Origin of the sequence: Paraburkholderia terrae, from assembly GCF_002902925.1 — a bacterium.
Lineage (GTDB): Bacteria > Pseudomonadota > Gammaproteobacteria > Burkholderiales > Burkholderiaceae > Paraburkholderia > Paraburkholderia terrae.
The window spans coordinates 739607-761112 of record NZ_CP026113.1; the positions used below are offsets into that span (position 1 = coordinate 739607).

Annotated in this window: 21 protein-coding genes; 15 read left to right on the forward strand and 6 right to left on the reverse strand. The window is 58.9% G+C overall.

Annotated features, from left to right (window positions below; translation table 11 throughout):
• Positions 1 to 35 precede the first annotated feature (35 nt).
• Genes C2L65_RS33160 through C2L65_RS33170 form a run of 3 tightly spaced genes read right to left on the reverse strand, consistent with a single transcriptional unit; the run spans position 36 to position 2084 of the window.
• The gene (locus C2L65_RS33160; protein WP_042305969.1) at positions 36 to 995 is read right to left on the reverse strand and encodes a LysR substrate-binding domain-containing protein; all 960 of its coding nucleotides are present in this window, start codon (positions 993 to 995) and stop codon (positions 36 to 38) included.
• A 60-nt stretch (positions 996 to 1055) separates the two neighbouring features.
• Positions 1056 to 1259: a hypothetical protein gene (locus C2L65_RS33165; RefSeq protein WP_042305968.1), complete on the reverse strand. Its 204-nt coding sequence runs from the start codon at positions 1257 to 1259 to the stop codon at positions 1056 to 1058.
• Between the two features lie 27 nt (positions 1260 to 1286).
• Entirely contained in the window at positions 1287 to 2084 is a 798-nt protein-coding gene (locus tag C2L65_RS33170; RefSeq protein WP_042305967.1) for an SDR family NAD(P)-dependent oxidoreductase, read from the reverse strand.
• A 154-nt stretch (positions 2085 to 2238) separates the two neighbouring features.
• Between C2L65_RS33170 and C2L65_RS33175 the strand changes: the two genes are divergently transcribed.
• The 9 genes from C2L65_RS33175 to C2L65_RS33215 all read left to right on the forward strand — a co-directional run bounded on the left by C2L65_RS33175 (position 2239) and on the right by C2L65_RS33215 (position 11540).
• A complete protein-coding gene (locus tag C2L65_RS33175) occupies positions 2239 to 3183 on the forward strand; it encodes an AraC family transcriptional regulator (protein WP_042305966.1) in 945 nt (314 codons plus the stop codon).
• Positions 3184 to 3333: 150 nt separating this feature from the next.
• A complete protein-coding gene (locus C2L65_RS33180) occupies positions 3334 to 4341 on the forward strand; it encodes a ketopantoate reductase family protein (RefSeq protein WP_052426842.1) in 1008 nt (335 codons plus the stop codon).
• On the forward strand, positions 4338 to 5483 hold the full coding sequence (locus C2L65_RS33185; protein ID WP_042305965.1) for a CaiB/BaiF CoA transferase family protein: 1146 nt from the start codon (positions 4338 to 4340) through the stop codon (positions 5481 to 5483). The genes C2L65_RS33180 and C2L65_RS33185 overlap by 4 nt, the downstream gene beginning before the upstream one ends.
• A 52-nt stretch (positions 5484 to 5535) precedes the next feature.
• Complete coding sequence (locus C2L65_RS33190; protein ID WP_042305964.1) at positions 5536 to 6006, forward strand: hotdog family protein; 471 nt, start codon at positions 5536 to 5538, stop codon at positions 6004 to 6006.
• A 94-nt stretch (positions 6007 to 6100) separates the two neighbouring features.
• Positions 6101 to 7321, forward strand: a complete 1221-nt coding sequence (locus C2L65_RS33195) for a porin (protein WP_042305963.1) — start codon at positions 6101 to 6103, stop codon at positions 7319 to 7321.
• Between the two features lie 108 nt (positions 7322 to 7429).
• Positions 7430 to 8671, forward strand: a complete 1242-nt coding sequence (locus C2L65_RS33200; protein WP_042305962.1) for a cytochrome P450 — start codon at positions 7430 to 7432, stop codon at positions 8669 to 8671.
• A 167-nt stretch (positions 8672 to 8838) separates the two neighbouring features.
• Positions 8839 to 9597, forward strand: coding sequence for a glucose 1-dehydrogenase (locus tag C2L65_RS33205; protein WP_042305961.1), 759 nt, complete (start codon positions 8839 to 8841; stop codon positions 9595 to 9597).
• A 27-nt stretch (positions 9598 to 9624) separates the two neighbouring features.
• The gene (locus C2L65_RS33210; RefSeq protein WP_042305960.1) at positions 9625 to 10866 is read left to right on the forward strand and encodes a cytochrome P450; all 1242 of its coding nucleotides are present in this window, start codon (positions 9625 to 9627) and stop codon (positions 10864 to 10866) included.
• A 2-nt stretch (positions 10867 to 10868) separates the two neighbouring features.
• Positions 10869 to 11540, forward strand: coding sequence for a DUF4286 family protein (locus tag C2L65_RS33215; protein WP_042305959.1), 672 nt, complete (start codon positions 10869 to 10871; stop codon positions 11538 to 11540).
• Here the strand turns inward: C2L65_RS33215 and C2L65_RS33220 are convergent.
• Positions 11516 to 12103: a DUF1643 domain-containing protein gene (locus tag C2L65_RS33220; protein ID WP_081920827.1), complete on the reverse strand. Its 588-nt coding sequence runs from the start codon at positions 12101 to 12103 to the stop codon at positions 11516 to 11518. The two genes, C2L65_RS33215 and C2L65_RS33220, sit on opposite strands and share 25 nt — an antisense overlap.
• Positions 12104 to 12143: 40 nt before the next feature.
• Between C2L65_RS33220 and C2L65_RS33225 the strand changes: the two genes are divergently transcribed.
• The 3 genes from C2L65_RS33225 to C2L65_RS33240 all read left to right on the forward strand — a co-directional run bounded on the left by C2L65_RS33225 (position 12144) and on the right by C2L65_RS33240 (position 13633).
• On the forward strand, positions 12144 to 12410 hold the full coding sequence (locus C2L65_RS33225; protein ID WP_103254615.1) for a hypothetical protein: 267 nt from the start codon (positions 12144 to 12146) through the stop codon (positions 12408 to 12410).
• A gap of 593 nt (positions 12411 to 13003) precedes the next feature.
• The gene (locus C2L65_RS33235; protein ID WP_042305957.1) at positions 13004 to 13219 is read left to right on the forward strand and encodes a hypothetical protein; all 216 of its coding nucleotides are present in this window, start codon (positions 13004 to 13006) and stop codon (positions 13217 to 13219) included.
• Positions 13220 to 13432: 213 nt separating this feature from the next.
• On the forward strand, positions 13433 to 13633 hold the full coding sequence (locus tag C2L65_RS33240) for a hypothetical protein (protein WP_042305956.1): 201 nt from the start codon (positions 13433 to 13435) through the stop codon (positions 13631 to 13633).
• Between the two features lie 116 nt (positions 13634 to 13749).
• On the opposite strand, the gene C2L65_RS33245 is transcribed toward C2L65_RS33240, so the two are convergent.
• On the reverse strand, positions 13750 to 14715 hold the full coding sequence (locus tag C2L65_RS33245; RefSeq protein ID WP_042306084.1) for a helix-turn-helix domain-containing protein: 966 nt from the start codon (positions 14713 to 14715) through the stop codon (positions 13750 to 13752).
• 263 nt (positions 14716 to 14978) lie between these two features.
• On the opposite strand from C2L65_RS33245, the gene C2L65_RS33250 reads away from it, so the two are divergent.
• From C2L65_RS33250 to C2L65_RS33260, 3 genes are all read left to right on the forward strand, one after another.
• Complete coding sequence (locus tag C2L65_RS33250; protein ID WP_042306083.1) at positions 14979 to 16223, forward strand: DUF1479 domain-containing protein; 1245 nt, start codon at positions 14979 to 14981, stop codon at positions 16221 to 16223.
• A 78-nt stretch (positions 16224 to 16301) separates the two neighbouring features.
• The gene (locus C2L65_RS33255; RefSeq protein WP_042305955.1) at positions 16302 to 17549 is read left to right on the forward strand and encodes an ABC transporter substrate-binding protein; all 1248 of its coding nucleotides are present in this window, start codon (positions 16302 to 16304) and stop codon (positions 17547 to 17549) included.
• Between the two features lie 122 nt (positions 17550 to 17671).
• Entirely contained in the window at positions 17672 to 19564 is a 1893-nt protein-coding gene (locus tag C2L65_RS33260; RefSeq protein ID WP_042305954.1) for a beta-galactosidase, read from the forward strand.
• Here the strand turns inward: C2L65_RS33260 and C2L65_RS33265 are convergent.
• A complete protein-coding gene (locus tag C2L65_RS33265) occupies positions 19559 to 21499 on the reverse strand; it encodes an alpha-galactosidase (protein ID WP_042305953.1) in 1941 nt (646 codons plus the stop codon). The genes C2L65_RS33260 and C2L65_RS33265 overlap by 6 nt on opposite strands.
• Positions 21500 to 21506 lie beyond the last annotated feature (7 nt).

Consider the following 21506-nt stretch of genomic DNA (forward strand, 5'->3'; position numbering starts at 1 on the left):
GCTCGATGCGTCGGGCCAGTGACAGAGTAATGCGATCAGGCGGCCACGGCTTCGACGAGGCGCGGCGCCGATGTGTCGATGAAGTATTGCGGATGGCGTGCGATCAGTTGCGCCGCGTTCGCCCTGGCGGCTTCGCGCCATGCGCCCAGCAACGGCGGCACGCGATCCTTGTGCCACGCGAGCGACAGCGAAACACCCGCTGTTTCGACCGCGAGCGGCCGATACGCAACACCGTGCGGCTGCATGAGCTGCATGATGGCGGGCACCACGGCCACGCCGACACCCGCCGCGACGAGACATGCGGACGTGTGCATGTCGTAGGCCTCCTTGGCGACGTTCGGCTTCAGGTTTGCGTCCTCGAAAATGTCGAGAATCTTGTCGCCATAGCCGCGTTCCGTCGCCGTGCCGCGCGCGACTGCGATCAGCGGCCACGTGGCGAGGTCATGCAGTTCGACCGGTCCCGGCACGTCGTACTGGCTTCCGGCGGGTACGGCGACCACCAGCAACTCGCGATACAGCAGTTCAGTCACGATGTTGTGATCGAAGATATGGCCGCGCACGAGACCGACTTCGATCAAGCCTTCCTTCAGTCCGGCAATCTGCTGCGAGATGGTCATCTCCTGCAAGCTGACATCCGAGTTGGGCGCGAGCGTGTTGAAGAGTCGCAACGTATTCGGCAGGAAGCAGTAGATCGCCGTGTAAATCGAACCGACGATCAGGTGCGCATGCGCGCCGCGTCCCGACGCTCGCACGGCGGCAATCGCGGCCGACGCCGTATTGAGCACCCGTTGCGCGTGTTCGACGAGAATTTCGCCTGCGGGAGTCAGGAGCACCTTGCGCTTCTCGCGGGTGAAGAGCGGCGTGCCCAGCTCATCTTCCAGCGCGATGATCTGTGCGCTCAATGCGGGCTGTGCAATGTTCACGCGTTCTGACGCACGCGTGAAATTCAGTTCCGCCGCGACGGCGAGGAAGTATTGAAGTTGGCGCATGTTCATGGCTGCGTTCCTTCTCTGATGTTCGCGTGGGGCAGGCTGGGACGCTCCGCCGCACGTGCTTCAAAACCGGCCAGGAGACGCGGGCGCTTGCCCGGTCCTGTTCGGATCATCCGATTGCGGCTCGCCGAGGTACGCGGCGACGAGGTGTGCGTCGGCACGTTGGCGAACCGGGTCGATCATGTAGAGCGCGAGGCAGAGTGCCTGAATCCAGCGGCTTGCGAGCATCATGCTGGCGTGTCCGATGATCTGACGTGGCGTTTGCATCGCGTCGACGTACGCTTGTGCGCTTGCTCAATGCGCGCCGCGCCAGGCGAGCGTGCCGGCATCGACGCTGAACGTGCTGCCCGTGGAGAACGACGCTTCTTCAGACGCGAGAAAGCATACGAGCTTCGCGACTTCCTCGGGCTGGCCGAGACGCTTGAGCAAATGCGTGCCCCACAGACGCGCGCGCGCTTTCTCACGATCCTCCGCGTGCTCCACGCTACGGCTGAGCATCGGTGTATCGATCGCGCCGGGCACGTAAGCGTTGCAGCGAATGCCTGCATCGGCGAGATCGAGTGCGATCGCTTTGGTCAGCATCACGACGCCGCCTTTGCTGGCCGCATACGCGGGCAACCCCGGATACGCGACGCTGGCTGCAACCGATGCACCGTTGACGATGGCGGGACTGCGAGCGGATTGCCGAAGCCACGGCGCCGCGAACTTGCTTGCGAGCCACATCGCCTTGAGGTTGACGTTCATGACCGTGTCCCACACGGCTTCGGGCAGGTCTTCGATGGTCGGCGCACGGCCAGTCAGACCGTCGTCCGTTACACCGGCGTTATTGACCAGCACATCGATCCCACCCGCCTGGCGCGCGGTTTCGTCGATCATGTGGCGGATCGATTCCGTATTCGACAGATCGGTACGAATGAAGCAGCTCTTTGCGCCTGCCTGTTCGACTTCGAACGCAGCCGTCGCGCCGCGGTCTTCCTGCAGGTCAGCGAGCGTGACCCACGCGGCGCCCTGGCGTGCCGCCTCGATCGCGATCGCGCGGCCCATGCCTTGCGCCGCGCCCGTGACAACGACGATCCTGTCCTTCAGCTTCATTCGGGTGTCTCCGTATTGTTTTTCCCCGGTGGGGTATGCCGCCGTCCTTGAGGTCTGCGCTGCGAGTGTGCGCCCGGCGTTGGAAACACGTTAACGGAAGCCAATGAGTTAATCTATAAGAGGCCGTCTTTGAAACTTTATCAATCGTCTCAATATGGACATCCTGACCGATATCATCCGACTAATGCGACCACAGGCCATCAGTTGGAGAGCGGTCGAGGCACACGGACGCTGGGGCTTGAGCGTGCCGTTCCGCGACATACCCGTGTTTTGCCTCGTCGTTGCAGGGCAGTGCTGGTTCGTGCCGCGTCACGGTCAGCCGCGGCTGTTGCACCAGGGCGACTACCTGCTGATGCGCGCAACGGCGCGCTATTGCCTCGTGAGCGATCTCGATGCTGCGCAAAGGCTGCATGCGATGGAAGAGCATGTCGCGCGTGACGAATACGCACGATGGGATGAAGGCCTGGGTGGCGATACGGTGCGCCTAGTCGGCGGCTACTTCGAGATAGGCCCCGAACACACGGCGCTATTCTCGGGCATGCTGCCGGACTTTCTGCATATTCGTTCGTCAGACGAGGAGGCCGGCCGGCTTTCCCGTCTGATTGCGCTGATCGGCGAAGAGTCAAGCTGCGATCTGCCCGGACGCGATCTCGTGATGAGCCGTCTGGTCGAAATCATGCTGGTCGAAGTATGGCGGCGTCCGTTGAACAAGATCGAGGCGCGCGAGGCCGGCTGGTTTAGCGGGATGGCCGATCCGCACATCCACCTGGCGTTGCAGAAAATGCACGCTGACGTTGCGCGTCACTGGACTGTCGATCTGCTTGCGAAAGAGGTCAGCATGTCGCGCGCGGCATTCGCGCGCCGCTTCTCCGACCGCGTCGGCGTGGCGCCTGCGACGTATCTGTCGAACTGGCGCATCGCACTTGCCAAAGACGCGCTGATCAATAGCGAACGAACGATCACAGATATCGCACTGTCGATCGGCTATTACTCTGACAGCGCATTCAGCACGGCATTCAGCCGCGAAGTCGGCGTCGCGCCCGCTGCATTCCGCCGCGCACGCAAGGAACAACAGGCCGCCCGGCAGCTCACCGCCTGAGCTATACGCCGATCTGCTTGAACAATCGTTTTTTAGTATTTCCCCTCCTGCCCGAGTGGACCGTATCTTTTGCTCATCGTGCGTGTCTGGCTTCGGATCATCCTGAAGCGATGTCAGACACGATTCATCGGATCTGCAAGAGAGCGCAACATGCTGAAGGTATGCATTTTTGGCGGCGGGGCGATCGGCGGTTATCTGGCGGCACATCTTGCGCGCGCCGGATTATGTGAGGTAAGCGTCGTCGCACGAGGCAAGACGCTCGACGCGCTTCAAACCCACGGACTCACTGTCAGAACCGCAAGCGACACATTCACCGTGCGCGTACGTGCGACTTCCGACACGCGTGAACTCGGCCAGCAGGATTATGTGTTCGTTACGTTGAAGGCCCATCAGGTCGATAGCGCGCTCGAACAGATGGCGCCGTTGATTGGTCCGCACACTGCAGTACTCCCGCCGACAACTGGCATTCCTTATTATTTCTTCCATTCTCTGCAGGGTCGTTTCAATGACCGGCAGTTGCCTGAACTCGACCACGACGGCCGGCAATGGCGTGCGATTGCGCCCAATCAGGTGCTGGGCTGCGTGTACTGGATTGGCGCGCATGTTAGCGCCCCGGGTGTGATCGAGCAAGACGGCGCGAAAGCCGGCTGCCCGGTTGGCGAACTCGACGGAAGCGACTCCGCGCGAGTGAGTACGTTGAGTGCGCTTCTGTCGAATAGCGGCATTCCGTCCAAAGTGAATGGTGATATCCGCTCCGCGATCTGGGTCAAGTTCGTCAACAGTCTTTGCTTCAACCCCGTCGCGGTGCTCACGCAGGGCACGCTCGGCGCGATGGCAGACGCTACAGGCGTGTTGCCCGTGGTGAAGGCGATGATGTTCGAGGCTGACGCAGTAGCAGCACAACTGGGACTCGCGATCGGGCCATCTCCCGACAAGCGCATCGCGCTGACGGTAAGCGCAGCGCATCACAAGATGTCCATGTTGCAAGACCTAGAGGCAGGCCGCTCGCTGGAACTCGACCCGCTGATCCGATCGATCCGCGCTGTCAGCGATCTCGCAACGGTGGCCACACCCACTATCGACATGGTGCTCGCCATGGCGCAGTTGCGCGCCATCGTCGCGACGCACGCGGATAACCCACAGGAGCAATACGCATGACAAGCGTTTCCACAAGCGCGACGCACGACGACAATGCCTTCCGTCGGCCACTCGCAGGCGTCAAGGTCGTCGAAGCATGCAGCTATGTTTCAGGCCCGTTTTGCGCGCAGATGTTGTCGGACCTCGGCGCAGAGGTCATCAAGGTGGAACCGCCCACAGGCGACCCGTATCGCAACTTCGGACATGGATGGGAAGGTGTCGGCACCGTCTGGACCAACTCGAACCGTGGCAAGCGCAGCGTCACGCTCGATCTGAAATCTCCTGACGATCTCGCGAAATTCAAAACCCTTCTACGGGACGCCGACCTGTATATCGAGAACTGGCGGCCTCATGTATCGGCTTCGCTGGGTTTGAGCTTCGAGACAGTGAGCGAATTGAATCCGCGCATTGTGCAGTTGTCGATCACGGGTTACGGACCCGACGGTGTGCTCGCGACCGAGCCTGCGTTCGACGCGCTGATTCAAGGCCGCACCGGTCTGCTCAGTTACGAAGCGGCGGGCGGCACGCCGCGCGCCACGAATACATTCCTTGCGGACAAAGTCGCCGCGATTTTCGCTGCGCAGATGGCGATGTCAGGATTGATCGCACGGGATCGCGAACAGAAGGCCATTCATCTCGAGACATCGATGCTCGACATGCTGTCCTATTACAACTTTCCCGACATGTTTCATAACCGCACTTTCGTCGATGACGAATCGAGCGTGACGCTCGCGCCACAGCCCGTGCTGGCGACGAGCGACGGCTATCTGGTGGTGTCGCCAGTCTCTGGAAAGCAGCTCAGCCGTACGCTGGACGCGGTCGGCCATCCAGAATGGAAGGACGAACTGAAGACGATCGCTGACAGGCGCGAGATGACTCATGCGTTTTTCGAGCGCATCGCCGGACCGTTGAAACAGAAGACAACTGCGCAATGGCTAGAGCGCTTTCGTGAACTCGACGTGCCGGCTGGCCCCGTGAATGCACCCTCGGCGCATCTGGACGACCCGCAGGTACTTCATAACCAGTTGTTTTCGACGCTCGATACACCGACGGGCAAGGTACGCGCGATTCGCTATCCGGCGCGTTTCAACGGGCATCTGCTCAAACCACGTGGTGCCGCGCCCGGGTTGGGGGAAGGCAATGCCGAACTGTTCGACGCTTGATGCGCGAGTGGGCGGGCGGTCCACCCACGCAGGGGAGAGTCATGTGCCAATCATGTTGAGCGGTGTCGATGGCGTGCGCGCCTGTATCGGTTTTCACCTGGGTCACAGCGACTGGTTGGAAGTCGATCGAACGATGCTAGTAGGGTTCGAGTCGTTGACTGACGAGCGGCCGTGGGCGGAGATCGGCACACCGATCGAACCATCAATACCGAATGCGCTGTTGCTGGCTCTGATGATTCCGATGTTGCAGGAAATCTACGTGCTCGAAGATGCGCCAGATGTGAGGCTGCACGGTATCGAGAAGCTGAGTTTCCTCTCTTCCGCGCCATTCAATTCAGGCTTGCGGGTGGCCGCGACCGTCAAAGCAGTGCAGCCCATGGGCGAGCATTGGCAACTGATTCTGTCGTGCGAGATGGAGTGTGACGTGACGTTCGAACCGGTTTTGGAAGCCGACGTGACATACCGCTTCCGTTCGGCGGTGGCCAAAGCAACACCTATGCTGTCGCTGTGCAGAAGCGGATGAGACGGAGTGGCATCGTCAAGAATCGCAAGGACTGGATTTAACATGTAGTAATACGAAGTAACGATACTAAAACATATGAAACTAGGAGACGGAGATGAGGTATTGGAGATGGGCATCGACAGCCGCCGTTCTATTGATTTCTGCAAAAGCTTCGGCGCAAAGCAATGTATTGATCTACGGCATTATCGACTACGGCTTGAACTTCGTGAACAACGCGCAAACGGCCGTGCCGGGCGGCGGCCGGACAGGTAGTCACCAATACGCAATGAGCAGCAGCATCATGCAGGGCAACCGGCTGGGTTTTCGCGGAACAGAAGACCTGGGCGGCGGCTATCAGGCCATCTTCGTTCTTGAGAATGGATTCGATATCGGCACCGGCACGCTGGGACAAGGTGGCAATATATTTGGGCGACAGGCGTACGTCGGCGTGTCGTCTCCGTATGGAACGATAACACTTGGACGGCAATATGATTCCGTTGTCGATTTCATCGGGCCCATCACGGGTGCGGTGGGTAATGGAACCTATTCCCTGCACGGCAACGATATCAACAATTTCGGCAATACCTATCGGGTCAACAACGCGATCAAGTTCACCAGTAATACCTACGGTGGCTTCAAATTCGGCGGACTGTACAGTTTTGGTGGCGTGGCCGGTTCGTTTGGTACGAATAGCGTCTATTCCGCCGGTGCTTCCTATGCAAACGGCCCGTTCACCGCGGCGTTGGGCTATTTGCGCGCTCGCGATCCGAATCGCTCTTTCTTCGGCAACAACCCGAACAGCTCGGCCACAGCCAATAATCTCGGCGCGATAAGCGGGGTACAGACCAATCCGGTGTATGGAGGTTTCGATTCCGCTGCCTATTACCAGGTGATGGGAGCCGCGTTTCAATATGGTTCACAAGGCCTGGTCCTCGGTTTCGATTATTCACATATCATCTTTGGCGATCTGAATTCACCCTCATCGGGCACGCTGGCGTTGACCAACCCGCGCGGCTACACAGGTACGGCCACATTCAATAGCTACAACCTGTTCACGCGCTACGCGGTGTCGCCATTCCTGTGGTTGAACGGCTCCTATGACTATCTCGTTGGGGGTGCGATCGACGGCAAGGAGGGAGCGAAATATCACATGTTCAACGCTTCCGTCGACTACTTCCTTTCCAAGCGAACGGACGTGTACTTCATGGCGAACTATCAGATCGCTTCAGGTAAGGACTCGACGGGACAATCTGCCGTGGCTTCGTATTTGACTATCACGCCGTCCAATACCTCGCATCAGGTGGTACTGCGAGTCGGTATGCGCCACCGCTTCTAGAAGGACGACTCACACATTCAGTGCGACGCGAGCAGGCCGTCTCAACGTGAGTACGTTCTGTTCGATGGAGAAACCATTGAATGCGCTCCATCCCATTCCGAGGACTCAATGAATAAACCTGAGACAACCCTGCAATGTCCGTTTGCAACGGAACGTTTTCCCTGGCCGAGAGACAACGCTGCGCCGCTCGCTCCGCCTCACCAGTACGCAACGCTGCGGGAGCAGGCTCCTGTGGTGCAGGTCAGCCTGTGGGATGGGAGCCTTGCGTGGCTCGTCACCGACATGGAGCATTTCCGTGAAGTCATGACGAGCCCGCACTTCAGCGCGTCACCGCTGACGCCCGGGTTTCCCTTCGTATCGCCGTCGCGCGCTGCGCAGTCGAAGTCATATCAGACCTTTATCACGATGGACCCGCCTGAGCACGGCCAGTATCGACGGACATTGACGAAAGAGTTCATGGCCAAACGCATGCAGGAGCTTCGTCCGCTGGTGCAGCGATCGCTCGATCAGTTGCTGGATGATATGGCGAACCAAGGTGGACCAGCAGACTTTATCGCGGCTGTCGCGTTGCCGCTTCCGTCGCTAGTTATTTCGCTGATGCTGGGTGTCCCCTATGCCGATCACGACAAGCTGCAAAAGTGGAGCGGTGACCGCATGGATCTGTCGATTGCGCCCGAAGCGTTGACGCAATCGGCGAAAAGCATGAACGAGTATATCGATGCGCTGCTGCGGGAAAAGGAGCGCGATCCGGGCGATGGCGGCGATCTGCTGAGCCGGATGGCGATCGAATGGATCAATCCGGGGAAGTTGTCCCATGCTGATGCGGTACAGATGGCGACTTTGCTGTATCTGGCGGGTCACGAGACGACTGCGAACCAGATCGGCCTCGGGCTGCTGAGTCTCTTTCAGCATCCGGAGCAACGCAAGGCACTAACGGAGGACTCCACCCTTGTAAGGAGCGCCGTCGAGGAAATGCTGCGGTTCCACTCGATCACGCACATGAATTCCAATCGGGTTGCGACTCAGGACGTGGTGATCGGTGGGCAATTGATCCGCAAGGGCGAGGGCGTACTGGCGCTTCTGCATGGTGCAAACCATGATCCCGTTGCGTTTCCTGAGCCGGAGCGTTTCGATATCCGGCGCGACACGAAAGACCAGTCGCATGTCGCGTTCTCGTTCGGCATCCATCAGTGCCTTGGACAGCCGCTTGCACGACTGGAACTCCAGGTAGTGTTCGAAACGCTGTTCAAGCGCTTTCCGGACTTGCGGCTTGCTGTCCCGGAGGACGCACTCCAGTACAAGGACAAGTCATTTGTCTACGGCTTGAAAGCGCTGCCTGTCATCTGGTAAGCGCTGTACATCAATGAGCCTGTTGAAGAGGTGGACGACGATGAAAGCCTGGTTGAATAGTCTGCATGTAACGATCGACGCACTCATTGCGTTGTTTGCCGACCTTGCGATAACGGCTTGACGGATAGGTATTGACAAGTATCTCCGCAACGAGAGAGGGAAAGTATATGGATCGACGATTGGCTTCGAAAGTCGCACTGGTGACGGGTGGCGCTTCGGGTATCGGCCGGGCAACGGCGATTGCATTTGCCCGCAGCGGTGCTGCCGTCGCAGTTGCCGATGCCGATATGGCAGGCGCTCAGGAAACGGTCAGTTACATCGAAGGCCACTGCGACGCGCGTGCGTCCGCCATCGCGGTGGACGTGGCCGACGCGGAGTCTGTCAGGGCGATGGTGCGATCGACCGTCGAGCAATTCGGCCGGCTCGACATGGCGTTCAACAATGCAGGCGTACACGATCGGGCTGCGAGCCTGCACGTTTCGACGCAGGAGAACTGGGACCGCGTGATGTCCGTGAACCTCGAGGGCGTGTGGCATTGCATGAGGGCGCAGCTCGATCACATGCTGATGGCCGGCAAGGGGGCTATCGTCAACAACGCATCGCGTTCCGGGCTGGTCGGGGTGCCGTCTGACGGCGTGTACGGTGCGGCGAAACATGGCGTCGTAGGATTGACGAAGGCGGCGGCCATCGAGTTCGCTTCAAAAGGTATCCGCGTCAATGCCGTCTGTCCGGGTCTCGTAGAAACGGCACTGACGCGCGCCCGCTTTGGCGATGAACTGGCGGCGCGCGCGAAGCTCGCGAACCCGCTGGGGCGCATGGCACAGCCGGAGGAGATCGCGGATGCGGTGGTTTGGCTATGTTCCGATTCCGCTTCGTTTGTCGTCGGCGTTGCGCTGCCCGTCGATGGCGGCGCGACGGCACGCTAGGACGTGATTCATATCGAGGAGATTGCAATGACGGACGATACTGCAGGCGGGCGCTGCCCATTCGAAGGCGACAGATTTCCATGGCCGCGTGCGATGCAAGAAGTGTTGCAACCGCCGCCGCGTTACGCGAGCGTTCGCGAAAGCGAACCGATCAGGCGCGCGACAACGTGGGACGGAAATACTGTCTGGGTACTTACGAAGATGAAGGATATCCGTGAAGTGTTGACCAGTCCGCACTTCAGCGCTTCTCCGCAGACGCATGGCTACCCTTCGGTGTCGCCTGCTCGTGCGGCGCAATCGCGGTCGTATCGTACGTTCATTACGATGGACCCGCCTGAGCATGGCCAATATCGGCGGACGCTGACCAAAGAATTCATGATGAAACGTATCGATGAACTGCGACCGTTCGTGCAGACCACGTTCGATACGTTGCTCGATCAGATGATCGAAAATGGCGCGCCGGCCGATTTCATTCGGGATGTGGCTCTACCGCTCCCGTCTATCGTTATTTCCATCATGCTTGGCATTCCGTATGAAGATCATGCGCGTCTGCAATTGTTGAGCAGCAACCGCATGAGGCTAGACATCAGTCCCGAGCTTCTCGCGCAATCTGCTCAAGAGATGGAGCAGTACATTGACCGGCTGCTGCGCGAGAAGGAGCAGGAGCCGGGTGACGGAGAGGATCTGTTGAGCCGCCTTGCGCTGGAGTGGATTAACCCGGGCAAGCTGTCGCATGAGGACGCCGTGCAGATGTCGGTGTTGCTCTATCTTGCGGGTCATGAGACAACTGCCAATCAGATTGGACTCGGGTTGTTGAGCCTGCTGCAGGATCCACAACAAAAGGCTGCGCTCATCGCCGAGCCGTCATTGGCGCGCGGTGCAGTGGAGGAAATGCTGCGCTTCCATTCGATCACGCACATGAACTCCGCGCGCGTGGCGACGGCCGACGTGATGATTGCCGGTCAGTTGATCCGCAAGGGCGAGGGCGTGTTCGCGCCGGTTCAGGCGGCAAATCACGATCCGGAGGCATTCCCCGATCCCGAACGGTTCGATATCCGCCGCGATACGAAACACGCGTCGCATGTGGCGTTTTCGTTCGGCGTGCATCAATGCCTGGGGCAACCGCTTGCGCGGCTCGAACTCCAGGTGGTCTTTGAGACGCTGTTCAAGCGGCTGCCCTCGCTACGTCTCGCGGTGCCGTTCGAACAGCTTCATTTCAAGTGCAACGGCAATGTGTTCGGTGTCGAGACGCTTCCCGTAGCGTGGTGAGCATGAAGTCGTCCGAACACGCCATCCTGTGCGCGACGTTGGATATGCGGGACACGGATATCGAGAACTTCGTCGAGTGGCATACACGCGAGCATTTGCCAGAGCGACTCGCAATTCAAGGCTTTGTGCGCGGGAGACGTTTTTCGCGAGATGCAGCAGACCCGCGCTACCTGATTCTGTACGACGTGCAGAGTCTGTCGGTTCTCACGCAGCCGGATTACGTCGAACGACTGAATCATCCCACGCCATGGACACAAGCGACGCTACCGACTTTTCAGAACGGCCATCGTTCTGCCTATCAGGTCATTTCGCGTAACGGTCGAGCAGAAGGTGCGTGCGTGATGCTGCTGCGGGTGATGCCGCCGGAACCTGAACGCGTGAAGCGAGAGATCGAACGCTGGGTGATGGACGATGGCGTTTCGCATCCAGGAATCGTAAGCATTGCGTTCGCGATTCCTGATAAGGCTTCATCGTCACTCGACACCGAGGAGAGCCGCCAGAGCCGAAATCGGTCCACGGATGAATGGGTCATTCTTGTCGAGGCGGTATCGGAGGCGAAGTTGCTCGATTTCGTTCAAGCGGAGATGACGCAGCTTCGCCGCGAAAGGTGGGGTCTCTCGCCCGGAGATCTGTCGAAAATCTTTCGGCTTCAGGTGCGAGTGGGGCAGGAATAAGTCTGCGCACGCGATGCGATTAAGGGCAGCTTTCCGCGATAGGTTGACGCTGCACCTCCTTCAGCGATCTCGCGGTCTGCGTATTGGGGCGTCCACCTGATAAGGGGCTGGTCGGCACGAACGTAAAGCGGATGGCGAGGCGAGCCGTCCTTCGTCGTGCCGAGACACCAGAGGCGCGCGCCGGCGTCGATCAAGATGCTGGCGACACGAGCGGCGCGCTGAGGCCTGGCATTCGATCCCCACGCGCACACAACGTCACCACATTCGTGCGCGATCATCCATAGGTAGTCGTCGTTGTCGGGGCCGACTGGATCGTGATGCGCCCACAGCGCGGCTGGGTTGGTCGAGCGCAGTGCATACAGGTTCGCCACGGCGAGGCCATTGCAGTCCCAAAGCTTCGCGAAGCCACGGCACCGACGGACCGTTGGATCGTCGAGCGTGGCGTCCGCTGTGCTCGGGTTGAACATGATGAACAATGCGGTCGACTTCATCGGTGCCATCGATTCGGCCTGACGCTTCAGCAAGTAGCGGTACGCGCCGCAAGGGCTGATGATGGCGTTCATGCTAGGATTCCTGCGGTATGTAACCAGCCAGGAGACTGCCTTGGCCGATAACGTGTTCTTCGAAGAAAACGGTTACTTTGCGTGGGCCTTTGCTGCGCCGCTTGAAAACGGTAAATGGGAGGCTTTCATGTTTTTTGAGCGGAAGGCAGACCATGCGAAGGAGTTTGCGCCCTCTATCAAGCACCGGATCGTCGCCGAATTCGATAGTCGCGACGTTGCAATGTCTGAAGCCGGCTCCTGGGCGATCGAGCGCATGCAGCGCGATGAGACGAAGCTCCGGGGCGGCGGTTTCGTGAACAATGGTTGAGTCCGTTCTGCACATACCTTATATCCCTGCTCAGCGTACGCTGCGGGAGTTCTAACGTGGAACTCTGGATTCAACCGTGCGCACCATGCGCTGACCTTTACGGACAGCCGTCGGCGGTTCGTCCTCACGACACGTTGGCTCTGGTCGGAGCCGGGGCAGTGAAAGACGCCCAGGTCGCGCAGCGCTACACCTGCACGCGATGCGGCGCCGCATTTGCGCGTATCCTCAAAGGCGAGCCGCGAAAACGAGTCTGGGTGCTGCTGAACGCGGGGCAACATTGAGTTGAAGCGCGCGCCCTTGCTAACAAGCTGCTTAAAGAACAAGAGTGCTGAATTGCCGCGCCGCCTCCCGGAACCCAGGCAACCACCCAAGCGGCGCCAACGGCGGCGGAGATAGCCATGTGGACTTGCCGAAACTGCAATGCACGTTTTTCGTTCAATCAGGTCGAAGCCCAAACCGACGAAAGCGGATTCTTTTTTATTTGTCGCGACTGTGACTACCGAAATAACCTGGTGAATGTGGGTCCAGATGCGGCGGGCCGGCCGCAGCTTATCCAGCGCGACGACAAGTAGAGCAACTTTTCGGAGACGGCCATGCAATTCGACTATAGGGAGTTTCACATCAACGCGTCGCCTCTTGATGAAGGCGGTCGTTACTACGCTCGAGCAAAGATCTACCGGCGCGACTCGGCGACCGGAGAGGCCGTCGAAGTGAAATATTCGGGCGACCTCGGTGACTATCCCTCCGACGCGGACGCTATCGAAGCGGGGCAGCGTTGGGCGATGCAGTGGTGCGACAACAACTCCTGATAGAGCACGCGTATGGTTCCTCGAAACGGCTCAGATATACCGATGATTTGGTCTCCGTGAGCCGGCTTCGGAAAAGCGCCGCGAAACGGCCTCGCGCGAGTACTTTCTGTTCGTTCTTTATCAGGTTGCGCGGCCACTGCGCGGCATATGGGTCGATCTGGTTGTAATAGGCAGTCATGCTAGGATTTATCCAAAACCCGTGGCGAGACTGTCATGACCAGCAACAATTTCTCGTACAAAGACGTCACCTATAGCGTTTATGTGACGCAACAAAAGGACGGAAGGTGGGACTGGGCATACACGTTGACGAAGCCGCCCATCTACTGGAAAAACCCTGAAACAGCGGCAACCCCAGAGCAGGCGATCGAAGAGGCGCGTTTCGACGCGGAGCGTCGGATCGATGCGATGAAGTGATCTGTCGAAAATGACGCGGAGGTCGGAGTCATAGCCGCCGTCGGACGATGGTCGCGCCAACTGCAGCTCAGGCCAACATTCGGCCGTACGCACGCGTTAGCGTGCCGTGAATATGCTTACGTGCAGCTAGCACCGCGACGGTGTCGTTTTACCGCTGTGTGCTTTACGTCAAGCGACGGCGAGCGCTCGGTGAGCAGTGGAGACGTATCGTTCTCCTTGCCGAAAAACTGCTGCCGATAGGCGGCGGGCGTCATCAGCTTCGTTGCCTTGAATTGTCGGTTGAAGTTGGCCACGTTCGCAAACCCCGAACGAGCGGCGATCACGGAGATAGGCATATCGGTATCTGTCAGCGTTCGACACGCGTGACCGATTCGCACGCGAGTGATGTATTGTCCCACGCTCTCACCCAAGTGCTGTGTAAAGTGCCTCGTCAGTGTGCGTTCAGACATCCCCGCGGCCTTCGCGAGTGTTATGAGCTTCAATGGACGCGCGAATTGCGTGTCGATCAGTGACAGTACCCGGTTGAGTTGGTCAGGCACGTATCGCGAGGTAGCGCCGATACGAGCGTCGAAGGCGCTGGGTAACGTCAGAGGCTCAGCTGGTACGTCTGACAACCAGACAAGAATGTCGAGCACGGAGACCAGCCTTTCACGCGTATTTGTTGAGAGCAACCGGTCAAGCTGTGCGCGCATGTGGGTGCCAGTCCCTTTTTCGAATACAAGTCCGCATGCGGCGCGTCGAAGAAGATTGCGCAGGTCTGCGTACTCGGGGCACAGGTCAGCAAACCGGCGCACCCACGAGCCATCGAACCATACGACGATAGCCACCTGCGGCTGAGAAGCGTTGATGGACCGGTTTGATGACCATGTGTGCGGGAGGTCTGGCGGGACGAGCACCAGATCGTCGTCGCCATAGATTGCGACCGAGTCCCCGATGTAGCGTCTGCCTTGACTATTCATCGTCAAGGTCAGCTCATATTCCGGATGGTGGTGCCGCTCGAACGGAATTAGCGGCAGGCGCCGATGGTAAACGCGCACCGAACAGCCTTCGCCGAAATCGACGTGCTCGTAAGCTGCTTTCATAATCCAGATAAGCGTCGCAGTATTCTCTAGAAGACGGATGCCGACTACGGCTCGTCGCTCCTCGCTAGAAAAGCACACATTCTTCAAACTCTTCCGAAATCGCGGAGTTTCGGGTAAACCCGGATCGAACAGTCCTCGCCGAACTCGACATGTTCGTAGGCTGGTTTCATGGCCGAAAACGCAAATTAATTGCCTGAATAGTATCACTACGGCTTGCGTGCGCGTCATATGCTACCGGACACGAAATGCAAACGGAGACGATCATGGCGCTGGAAATCGATGACTTGCCGGGTGCAATCCGGCAGGCAAAAAAGGAGCTGCGCGCGGCATTGCCGAATTACCGTGAGGTCTTTGCCGAAGTCGAGAAAGCGATTGGCGAAGAGGCGAAGCGGATTGCCAGCGAGCGCGATCGTGGGGAAAACGTCATTCCCGAGATCCAGTTCTCCGACATCGCCGGACAACGTGTTACTGCGGAGCAGATCGCACTCGTCAAAGCACGGGGCGCGTGTGTGATTCGTAATGTCTTCCCCCGCGCGCTGGTGCAGAGCTGGGACGAAGATATCGCCCACTACGTGAAGCGAAACAATCTCGACAAGCGCCTCGAAAACCGCGCCGAAGATAAATATTTTGGCCAGTTGGCCTCGAGCAAGCCGCAGATCTACGGCGTGTACTGGTCGAAGCCACAAGTGCTGGCCCGTCAGTCGGAGTCGCTGACGGCGGCACGCGTCTTCCTCAACAAACTCTGGCGAAACGAGAGCGACGGACGCGTTCACTTCGATCCGGAGCATGTGCCTGTCTATGCCGACCGTCTGCGTCGGCGGCCACCTGGCTCTGCGTCGCTCGGCTTGTCGGCACATTGCGACGGCGGGTCGGTCGAGCGTTGGATCGAAAGCAATTTTCGTAAGGTGTACCGCCACGTGTTTGCTGGCAACTGGCGCGATTACGATGCGTTCGACGCCGCTTTCCGGCCGGACGTAGAAGAGATCGCTTCACCCGCCGTCTGCTCGATGTTCCGCACCTTCCAGGGCTGGACAGCGTTGACGCCGCAGGGACCCGGTGACGGCACGCTGCAACTCGTACCCATCGCCAATTCGATGGTGTACATCCTGCTGCGCGCGCTTCAGGACGACGTCGCCGACGACGACCTGTGCGGGGCCATGCCGGGGCGGGCGCTCTCGATCAAGCAGGAGTTTCATGCGCCATTGTTCGAGGCGTTGTCTTCCATTCCCAGAATGGAAGCGGGCGACACCGTGTTCTGGCACAGCGACGTCATTCATGCAGTCGAAGACGAACACAAGGGCGCGGGTTACAGCAACGTGATGTATATCGCCTCGCTGCCGGCGTGCGCCAAAAACGATGCGTATCTCAAGCGTCAGCTGCCGAGTTTTCTGAAAGGCGAAAGCCCGCCTGATTTTCCCACTGACCACTTTGAAGTCGATTTCACCGGCCGCGCGACACCCGACGACCTGACGCCACTTGGCAAGGCACAACTCGGGTTTGATCTGTAGTAGAAGCGGGCACGCACGCGCGTTCGCTCTGATTGCGAATGCGTTGCTCCAACCATAAAGAAAAATTCGGAGACTGCAATGAAACGATCACTGACATCGGTGGCGACGGCTGCCGCGCTGCTTATCGCCGGTACGCATGCTGTACTTGCCGCCGAACAGCTTTCGGTATTGCACTGGTGGACCTCTGGCGGCGAATCGAAAGCAATCCGGCTGCTCAAGGACGACATGAGCAAACAGGGCTATGAGTGGAAAGACTTCGCTATCGCGGGCGGCGCGGGTGCGGCGGCCATGACGGCGCTGAAGACGCAAGTTATCGCGGGTAACGCACCGTCGGCTGCGCAGATCAAGGGGCCGCTGATTCAGGACTGGGCGGAGCAGGGGTCGCTGGTCACGATCGATCAGGCCGCGACTGATTGGAAAGCGCATATGCCTGCGCGAATAGACAGTGACGTGAAAGCAGGCGGGCACTATGTGGCCGCACCTTTTTCCGTACATCGCATCAACTGGCTGTGGATCAACAAAGCGGACCTGGACAAAATCGGAGGTACGCCGCCCACGACATGGCCGGAGTTCTTCGCGCTCGCCGACAAGTTTCGCGCTGCGGGTATCACGCCTGTCGCGCATGGCGGTCAACCCTGGCAGGATATGACCATCTGGGAGGCAGTCGTGCTGTCACAGGGCGCGGACTTCTACCGCAAAGCGCTCATCGATCTCGATCAGAAAACGCTGACTTCGCCGCAGATGGTGCAGGTGTTCGAGACGGTCCAGAAGATCCGGACTTACTTCGATAAGGGCTACCACGGCCGCGACTGGAATCTCGCGACGGCGATGGTGATTTCCGGCTCGGGCGGCATGCAGTTCATGGGCGACTGGGCAAAGGGCGAGTTCACCAACGCGAACAAGAAGGCGGATGTCGACTATATCTGCGCGGCGGCGCCCGGCACGTCGAATGCCTACACATACACGGCGGATACGTTCGTGTTCTATCAGCAGAACGGCAAGAAGGACGCGACACCGGGACAGATTGCGCTTGCCAAAACGATCATGTCCGTTGATTTTCAGCAGCAGTTCAGTCTGTACAAGGGTTCCATTCCAGTCAGGCTGGATGTACCCATGGACAAGTTCGATAGCTGCGCCAAAAAATCACGTGCAGACGAGCAGGCGACGATTCAATCCGGCGGGTTCCTGCCTTCGTTGGCTTTCGGTGAACTTCAGTCTCCGGTTACTGCGGGGGCAATCACCGACGTCGTGACGAATTTCATGAACTCGAACGAGGATGCAAAAGAGGGCGTACGCAAGCTTGCTGCTGCTGCAAAGGTCAAGTGAAGGGGAGAAGCGGCTGATTGCGAGGCGCTTCAACGCCGATTTTGCGTAGCAGGTTGGAAAGCACCTGTATCCCGGCTATGAAATAGGGATGCCATGTCTTCCGTCTGCGGAGCAGAGAGAACATGAAAAAGCGGGCGTCCATACAAGAGGCAAACACGGTCGGGCCGAATGGCCCGCACGTCTTCAGTTTCGCTGCGAATGGCGATGGCTTTCTGCTCGACGGCAAGCCATTTCAGATCCGAAGCGGTGAATTGCACCCCGCGCGCATTCCCGTTGAGTATTGGCGGCATCGCATCCAGATGGCGAAGGCAATGGGGATGAACACCATTGCGTTGTATGTGATGTGGAATTATCACGAGCTAACCGAAGGTACGTTCGACTTTCACACGGACAATCGCGACATCGAGGCATTCATCCGTCTTTGCCAGGCGGAGAACATGTGGGTGCTATTCCGGCCTGGTCCTTATGTGTGCGCGGAATGGGATCTCGGCGGCATTCCATCCTGGCTGTTGAAGTATGCGGATATCCGGCTGCGCACGGATCACGCTACGGATCCGCGCTACATGCACGCTGTCGAGCGCTACATCAACGAACTCTTGCCGCGCGTTGAGCCCTTGATGGCGGAAAGCGGCGGCCCGATTTTGATGATCCAGATCGAGAACGAGTTTGGATCATTCGACAGCAATTCCGCGTATCTGGAGGAGATAAGGCGGCTCTGGATTAGCGGCGGAATGCATGGACCGTTCTATACAGAAGACGGTCTTGTCCAATTGCAGCAGAACCGCTCATATGTCGCCGGTGGTGCGATCGCATTGAGCAACGGCAACGCGGCGCAGATCGAAGTGCTGCGCAAGATGTTTCCGTCCGTGCCAGCGATGGCAGGAGAGGTTTACCCGGGTTGGCTCACGCACTGGGGCGAAAGCGCATTTCAAGGTACCTCAGTCGATCTTTCCGACACGCTCGATGAATTGATGCGCAAGAACCTGTCGTTCAATCTCTATGTGATTCATGGCGGGACGAGTTTTGGCTTCTATGCGGGCGCGAACGTGGATGCGGACTCGGGCGAGTATCAGCCGGACATCACGAGCTACGACTATGCCGCGCCTGTCAGCGAGCAAGGCGTGGCCACAAAACGCTATATGCAGTACCGCAGCATCATCGCTGGATATCTGTCGACGCCTTTGCCGCCAGTGCCTTCGCCCATCACAACGATTCCGGTGACGGACGCGAACGGGACTCGCCGGTTGATGCCGCAACGCTATGCGTCCATTTGGGACAATCTTCCTGCTGCACTTCCTTCCGCGCAAACAACGCATCCGCAGCCATTCGAAATGTACGGTCAGGCGTTCGGTTTTGTGCTGTACCGGAAGAGACTTGCGCGCTATGAAAGCGGTTCACTGGATATAGCCAATGTTCATGACTACGCGACCGTTTTCATCGGCGATCAATACGTGGGCGATGTGTCGCGCACGCGTATGCCGGAAGAATGCGCGTTGCCGCTGAAGGTGGTGCATCGCGAGCCGGTTGCGTTGCCTGGTGGCTCTTCAGTGCCGGATGATGCCCGAGTGCTGGAAATTCTTGTCGAAGGCATGGGGCGCGTGAACTATGGGCATTCGATGCTCGACCGAAAAGGCATTATCGATCCCGTCGTCCTGCATCATGCGTCGGGTGCGCGCGAGGTTCTGACCGGTTGGGAAGTCGTGCTCTTGCCAATGGATGAATCGTTTGTCGAGAACTTACGCCCGCTTTGTTCAAAGCCGGATAAAGCCGGCCTCTTCTTCATTGCGACACTTTCAATCGATGCTATCGGCGACGTCTATTTCGACATGAGCGAATGGACCAAAGGCATCGTCTGGATCAACGGGCACAATCTCGGCCGCTACTGGAATATAGGCCCGCAGAGGCGGCTCTATTGCCCGGCTCCGTGGCTCAAGCCTGGCGACAATACGGTATTGATCTTCGATCTGCATCAGTTAGAAGCCAAGCCGGTCAGTCTGGCATCGACTCTCTCATAAGGCGCCAGATGATACTGGCGACAATTCGATCGTCAGAACCTGAAATGGGTCAAGGCGAATTGCTTGCGGGCGGTCGGCGTCCCATAGCGTCGGCACGTTCGCATCGCGGTCGACAAACGGGAAGCGCGCGCGGAACTGGCCTTCAATGCCACCCGGCAGTTCGAGACGCGTTCTCAGATCGAGCACGAAATCGTTCGCGCGATCATCCGGATTGCGCAGCGTGACGATTGCCTTCGATGGCGCCCACGCGGCCCATCCGTAGATCTCAAGCGCATCAGGCGCACCGCCGATCCAGTGGCAATCGCTCAGCACGTCAGCATTGGCGCGCGCCCATCGGGCCGCCTGCGCGAGCACGTCCCAGTCGCGCTCATCGAGTAACGACGGCGTGACATACAGTTCCTGCAATTGCGTGCCACTGCCGAAGTACGATTGCACTTCATGGGCAAACGCATGACCAGGATCGGTATTGAGTCGCGTATTTTCCCGCGCGTAGATGATGCCGTGAAGCATCAGCGAATTGAGTGGGAACAGCGGACTTCGACACACGACATTGCGATACGTTTGCGCATCGCGATACGTGATCCAGCGCTCGCGATCGCTGCCCGTACCCGCAAAACCATAATCCGCGCCGTCGCGCCAGATCGAATCGACATGGCGCAGCCAGAACGGCGACGCTTGCGTGCCTGTCGACAGATTGACGAACACATCGCGCTTGACGCGGCGCATCGCTTCGATGAGTTCGACAGCCGCGTCCCAATCGCTGTTGAAGCGGCTGCCGGGCACGACCCTGTTCGCGTTTCCGGTGCCATCGAGCTTGAAGTGATTGACGCCGTGTCGCGTGAGCAGGTCCATCGCGACTTCATGGAAGCGGCGATAGTACGTCGGGCCCGAGAGCGCGAAGCCGTCGCCAATGGTTTCGTATCCGGCGGCGCGGCCACGCGTCACGCGTTCCGCTCGCGGCGGACCGTAGCCGCCCCACGGCGACAACCAGACGCCCGGTTCGGCGCCATATCGTGCGGCCGCGTCTTTCAAAGGCAGGAAGCCATCGGGAAACGCACGGCTGAACGACCACCTGCCGCTATAGTCGTCCCAGCCATCGTCGAACAAAAAGGAGTCGAGTTGCACGCCGCGCTTTTCGTGCAGTTCCTGGCCGACTGCGTGAATGCGTTCGATGGCCTGATCCTGCGTGTACGTCGTCAGAAAGCCGATGTCGTACCACGAGTTGTAGTGCAGAAATGGACGGTAGGGACGCGCACGTTCGCGCTCGATGTAGGCTGCGAAGTCGCGCCGCAACTGGCCTTCGCGAAAGACCCCGGCGACAGCCGAATAGGCGAGTGTTTTTCCTTTTTCGAGCGGCAGTGTGCGGCTTACGCTAAAGCAGGCGACGCCGTCGCGCACTTCACTTTCCGACATGGGAAGCTCGAAGCCCAGATAGAGATTGCCGTCGACAACCGGCACTGCCGCGAGGTCGCCGGCTTTTTTCGCATGACGTGTCTGCGCACGCAACAGCGAAACGGACGCGATGGGTTCGTCCTGCAAGAGCGCCGTAATCGACAGATGCTGACGAAGATAGAGCGAGCCCTCGCGCTGCTCCACGCTCCATTCGACACGCAAACGTTGTTCGCTATCGCCGAGCGTGGCGATCACGCGTTTGCCAGCAACACGTTCGGCTTTGCGCAGCGCATCCGGATTGGCAGGCAGTGCTTCTTCGCGCAACGGCGTGACGAGCCGCAAACTGGTTGCGTCAAGTGTGCGTCCATCCGCAAACGTGAGAACGAACGGAGCGTCGATAGCCAAACTACGGCCGTGCGCGCGATCCGTTACGCGAACACCGCACAGAGAACGGTCGGCAATCGTCCAGTGCAGTGCAATCGCGTCATTGCCGAACGCGTAGCTATCGCTTTGCGCCTGAAAAACGGGCAGACCCGCGTGCATGACGCGC

Excerpts from the sequence above, each read along its gene's own strand:
- C2L65_RS33180 (WP_052426842.1), top strand. The coding sequence starts at position 3,334 with ATGCTGAAGGTATGCATTTTTGGCGGCGGGGCGATCGGCGGTTATCTG.
- C2L65_RS33190 (WP_042305964.1), top strand. The coding sequence starts at position 5,536 with ATGTTGAGCGGTGTCGATGGCGTGCGCGCCTGTATCGGTTTTCACCTG.
- C2L65_RS33200 (WP_042305962.1), top strand. The coding sequence starts at position 7,430 with ATGAATAAACCTGAGACAACCCTGCAATGTCCGTTTGCAACGGAACGT.
- C2L65_RS33215 (WP_042305959.1), top strand. The coding sequence starts at position 10,869 with ATGAAGTCGTCCGAACACGCCATCCTGTGCGCGACGTTGGATATGCGG.
- C2L65_RS33205 (WP_042305961.1), top strand. The coding sequence starts at position 8,839 with ATGGATCGACGATTGGCTTCGAAAGTCGCACTGGTGACGGGTGGCGCT.
- C2L65_RS33245 (WP_042306084.1), bottom strand. The coding sequence starts at position 14,715 with ATGAAAGCAGCTTACGAGCACGTCGATTTCGGCGAAGGCTGTTCGGTG.
- C2L65_RS33235 (WP_042305957.1), top strand. The coding sequence starts at position 13,004 with ATGCAATTCGACTATAGGGAGTTTCACATCAACGCGTCGCCTCTTGAT.
- C2L65_RS33170 (WP_042305967.1), bottom strand. The coding sequence starts at position 2,084 with ATGAAGCTGAAGGACAGGATCGTCGTTGTCACGGGCGCGGCGCAAGGC.
- C2L65_RS33250 (WP_042306083.1), top strand. The coding sequence starts at position 14,979 with ATGGCGCTGGAAATCGATGACTTGCCGGGTGCAATCCGGCAGGCAAAA.
- C2L65_RS33185 (WP_042305965.1), top strand. The coding sequence starts at position 4,338 with ATGACAAGCGTTTCCACAAGCGCGACGCACGACGACAATGCCTTCCGT.
- C2L65_RS33175 (WP_042305966.1), top strand. The coding sequence starts at position 2,239 with ATGGACATCCTGACCGATATCATCCGACTAATGCGACCACAGGCCATC.
- C2L65_RS33160 (WP_042305969.1), bottom strand. The coding sequence starts at position 995 with ATGAACATGCGCCAACTTCAATACTTCCTCGCCGTCGCGGCGGAACTG.
- C2L65_RS33255 (WP_042305955.1), top strand. The coding sequence starts at position 16,302 with ATGAAACGATCACTGACATCGGTGGCGACGGCTGCCGCGCTGCTTATC.
- C2L65_RS33240 (WP_042305956.1), top strand. The coding sequence starts at position 13,433 with ATGACCAGCAACAATTTCTCGTACAAAGACGTCACCTATAGCGTTTAT.
- C2L65_RS33220 (WP_081920827.1), bottom strand. The coding sequence starts at position 12,103 with ATGAACGCCATCATCAGCCCTTGCGGCGCGTACCGCTACTTGCTGAAG.
- C2L65_RS33265 (WP_042305953.1), bottom strand. The coding sequence starts at position 21,499 with ATGCACGCGGGTCTGCCCGTTTTTCAGGCGCAAAGCGATAGCTACGCG.
- C2L65_RS33195 (WP_042305963.1), top strand. The coding sequence starts at position 6,101 with ATGAGGTATTGGAGATGGGCATCGACAGCCGCCGTTCTATTGATTTCT.
- C2L65_RS33210 (WP_042305960.1), top strand. The coding sequence starts at position 9,625 with ATGACGGACGATACTGCAGGCGGGCGCTGCCCATTCGAAGGCGACAGA.
- C2L65_RS33260 (WP_042305954.1), top strand. The coding sequence starts at position 17,672 with ATGAAAAAGCGGGCGTCCATACAAGAGGCAAACACGGTCGGGCCGAAT.
- C2L65_RS33165 (WP_042305968.1), bottom strand. The coding sequence starts at position 1,259 with ATGCAAACGCCACGTCAGATCATCGGACACGCCAGCATGATGCTCGCA.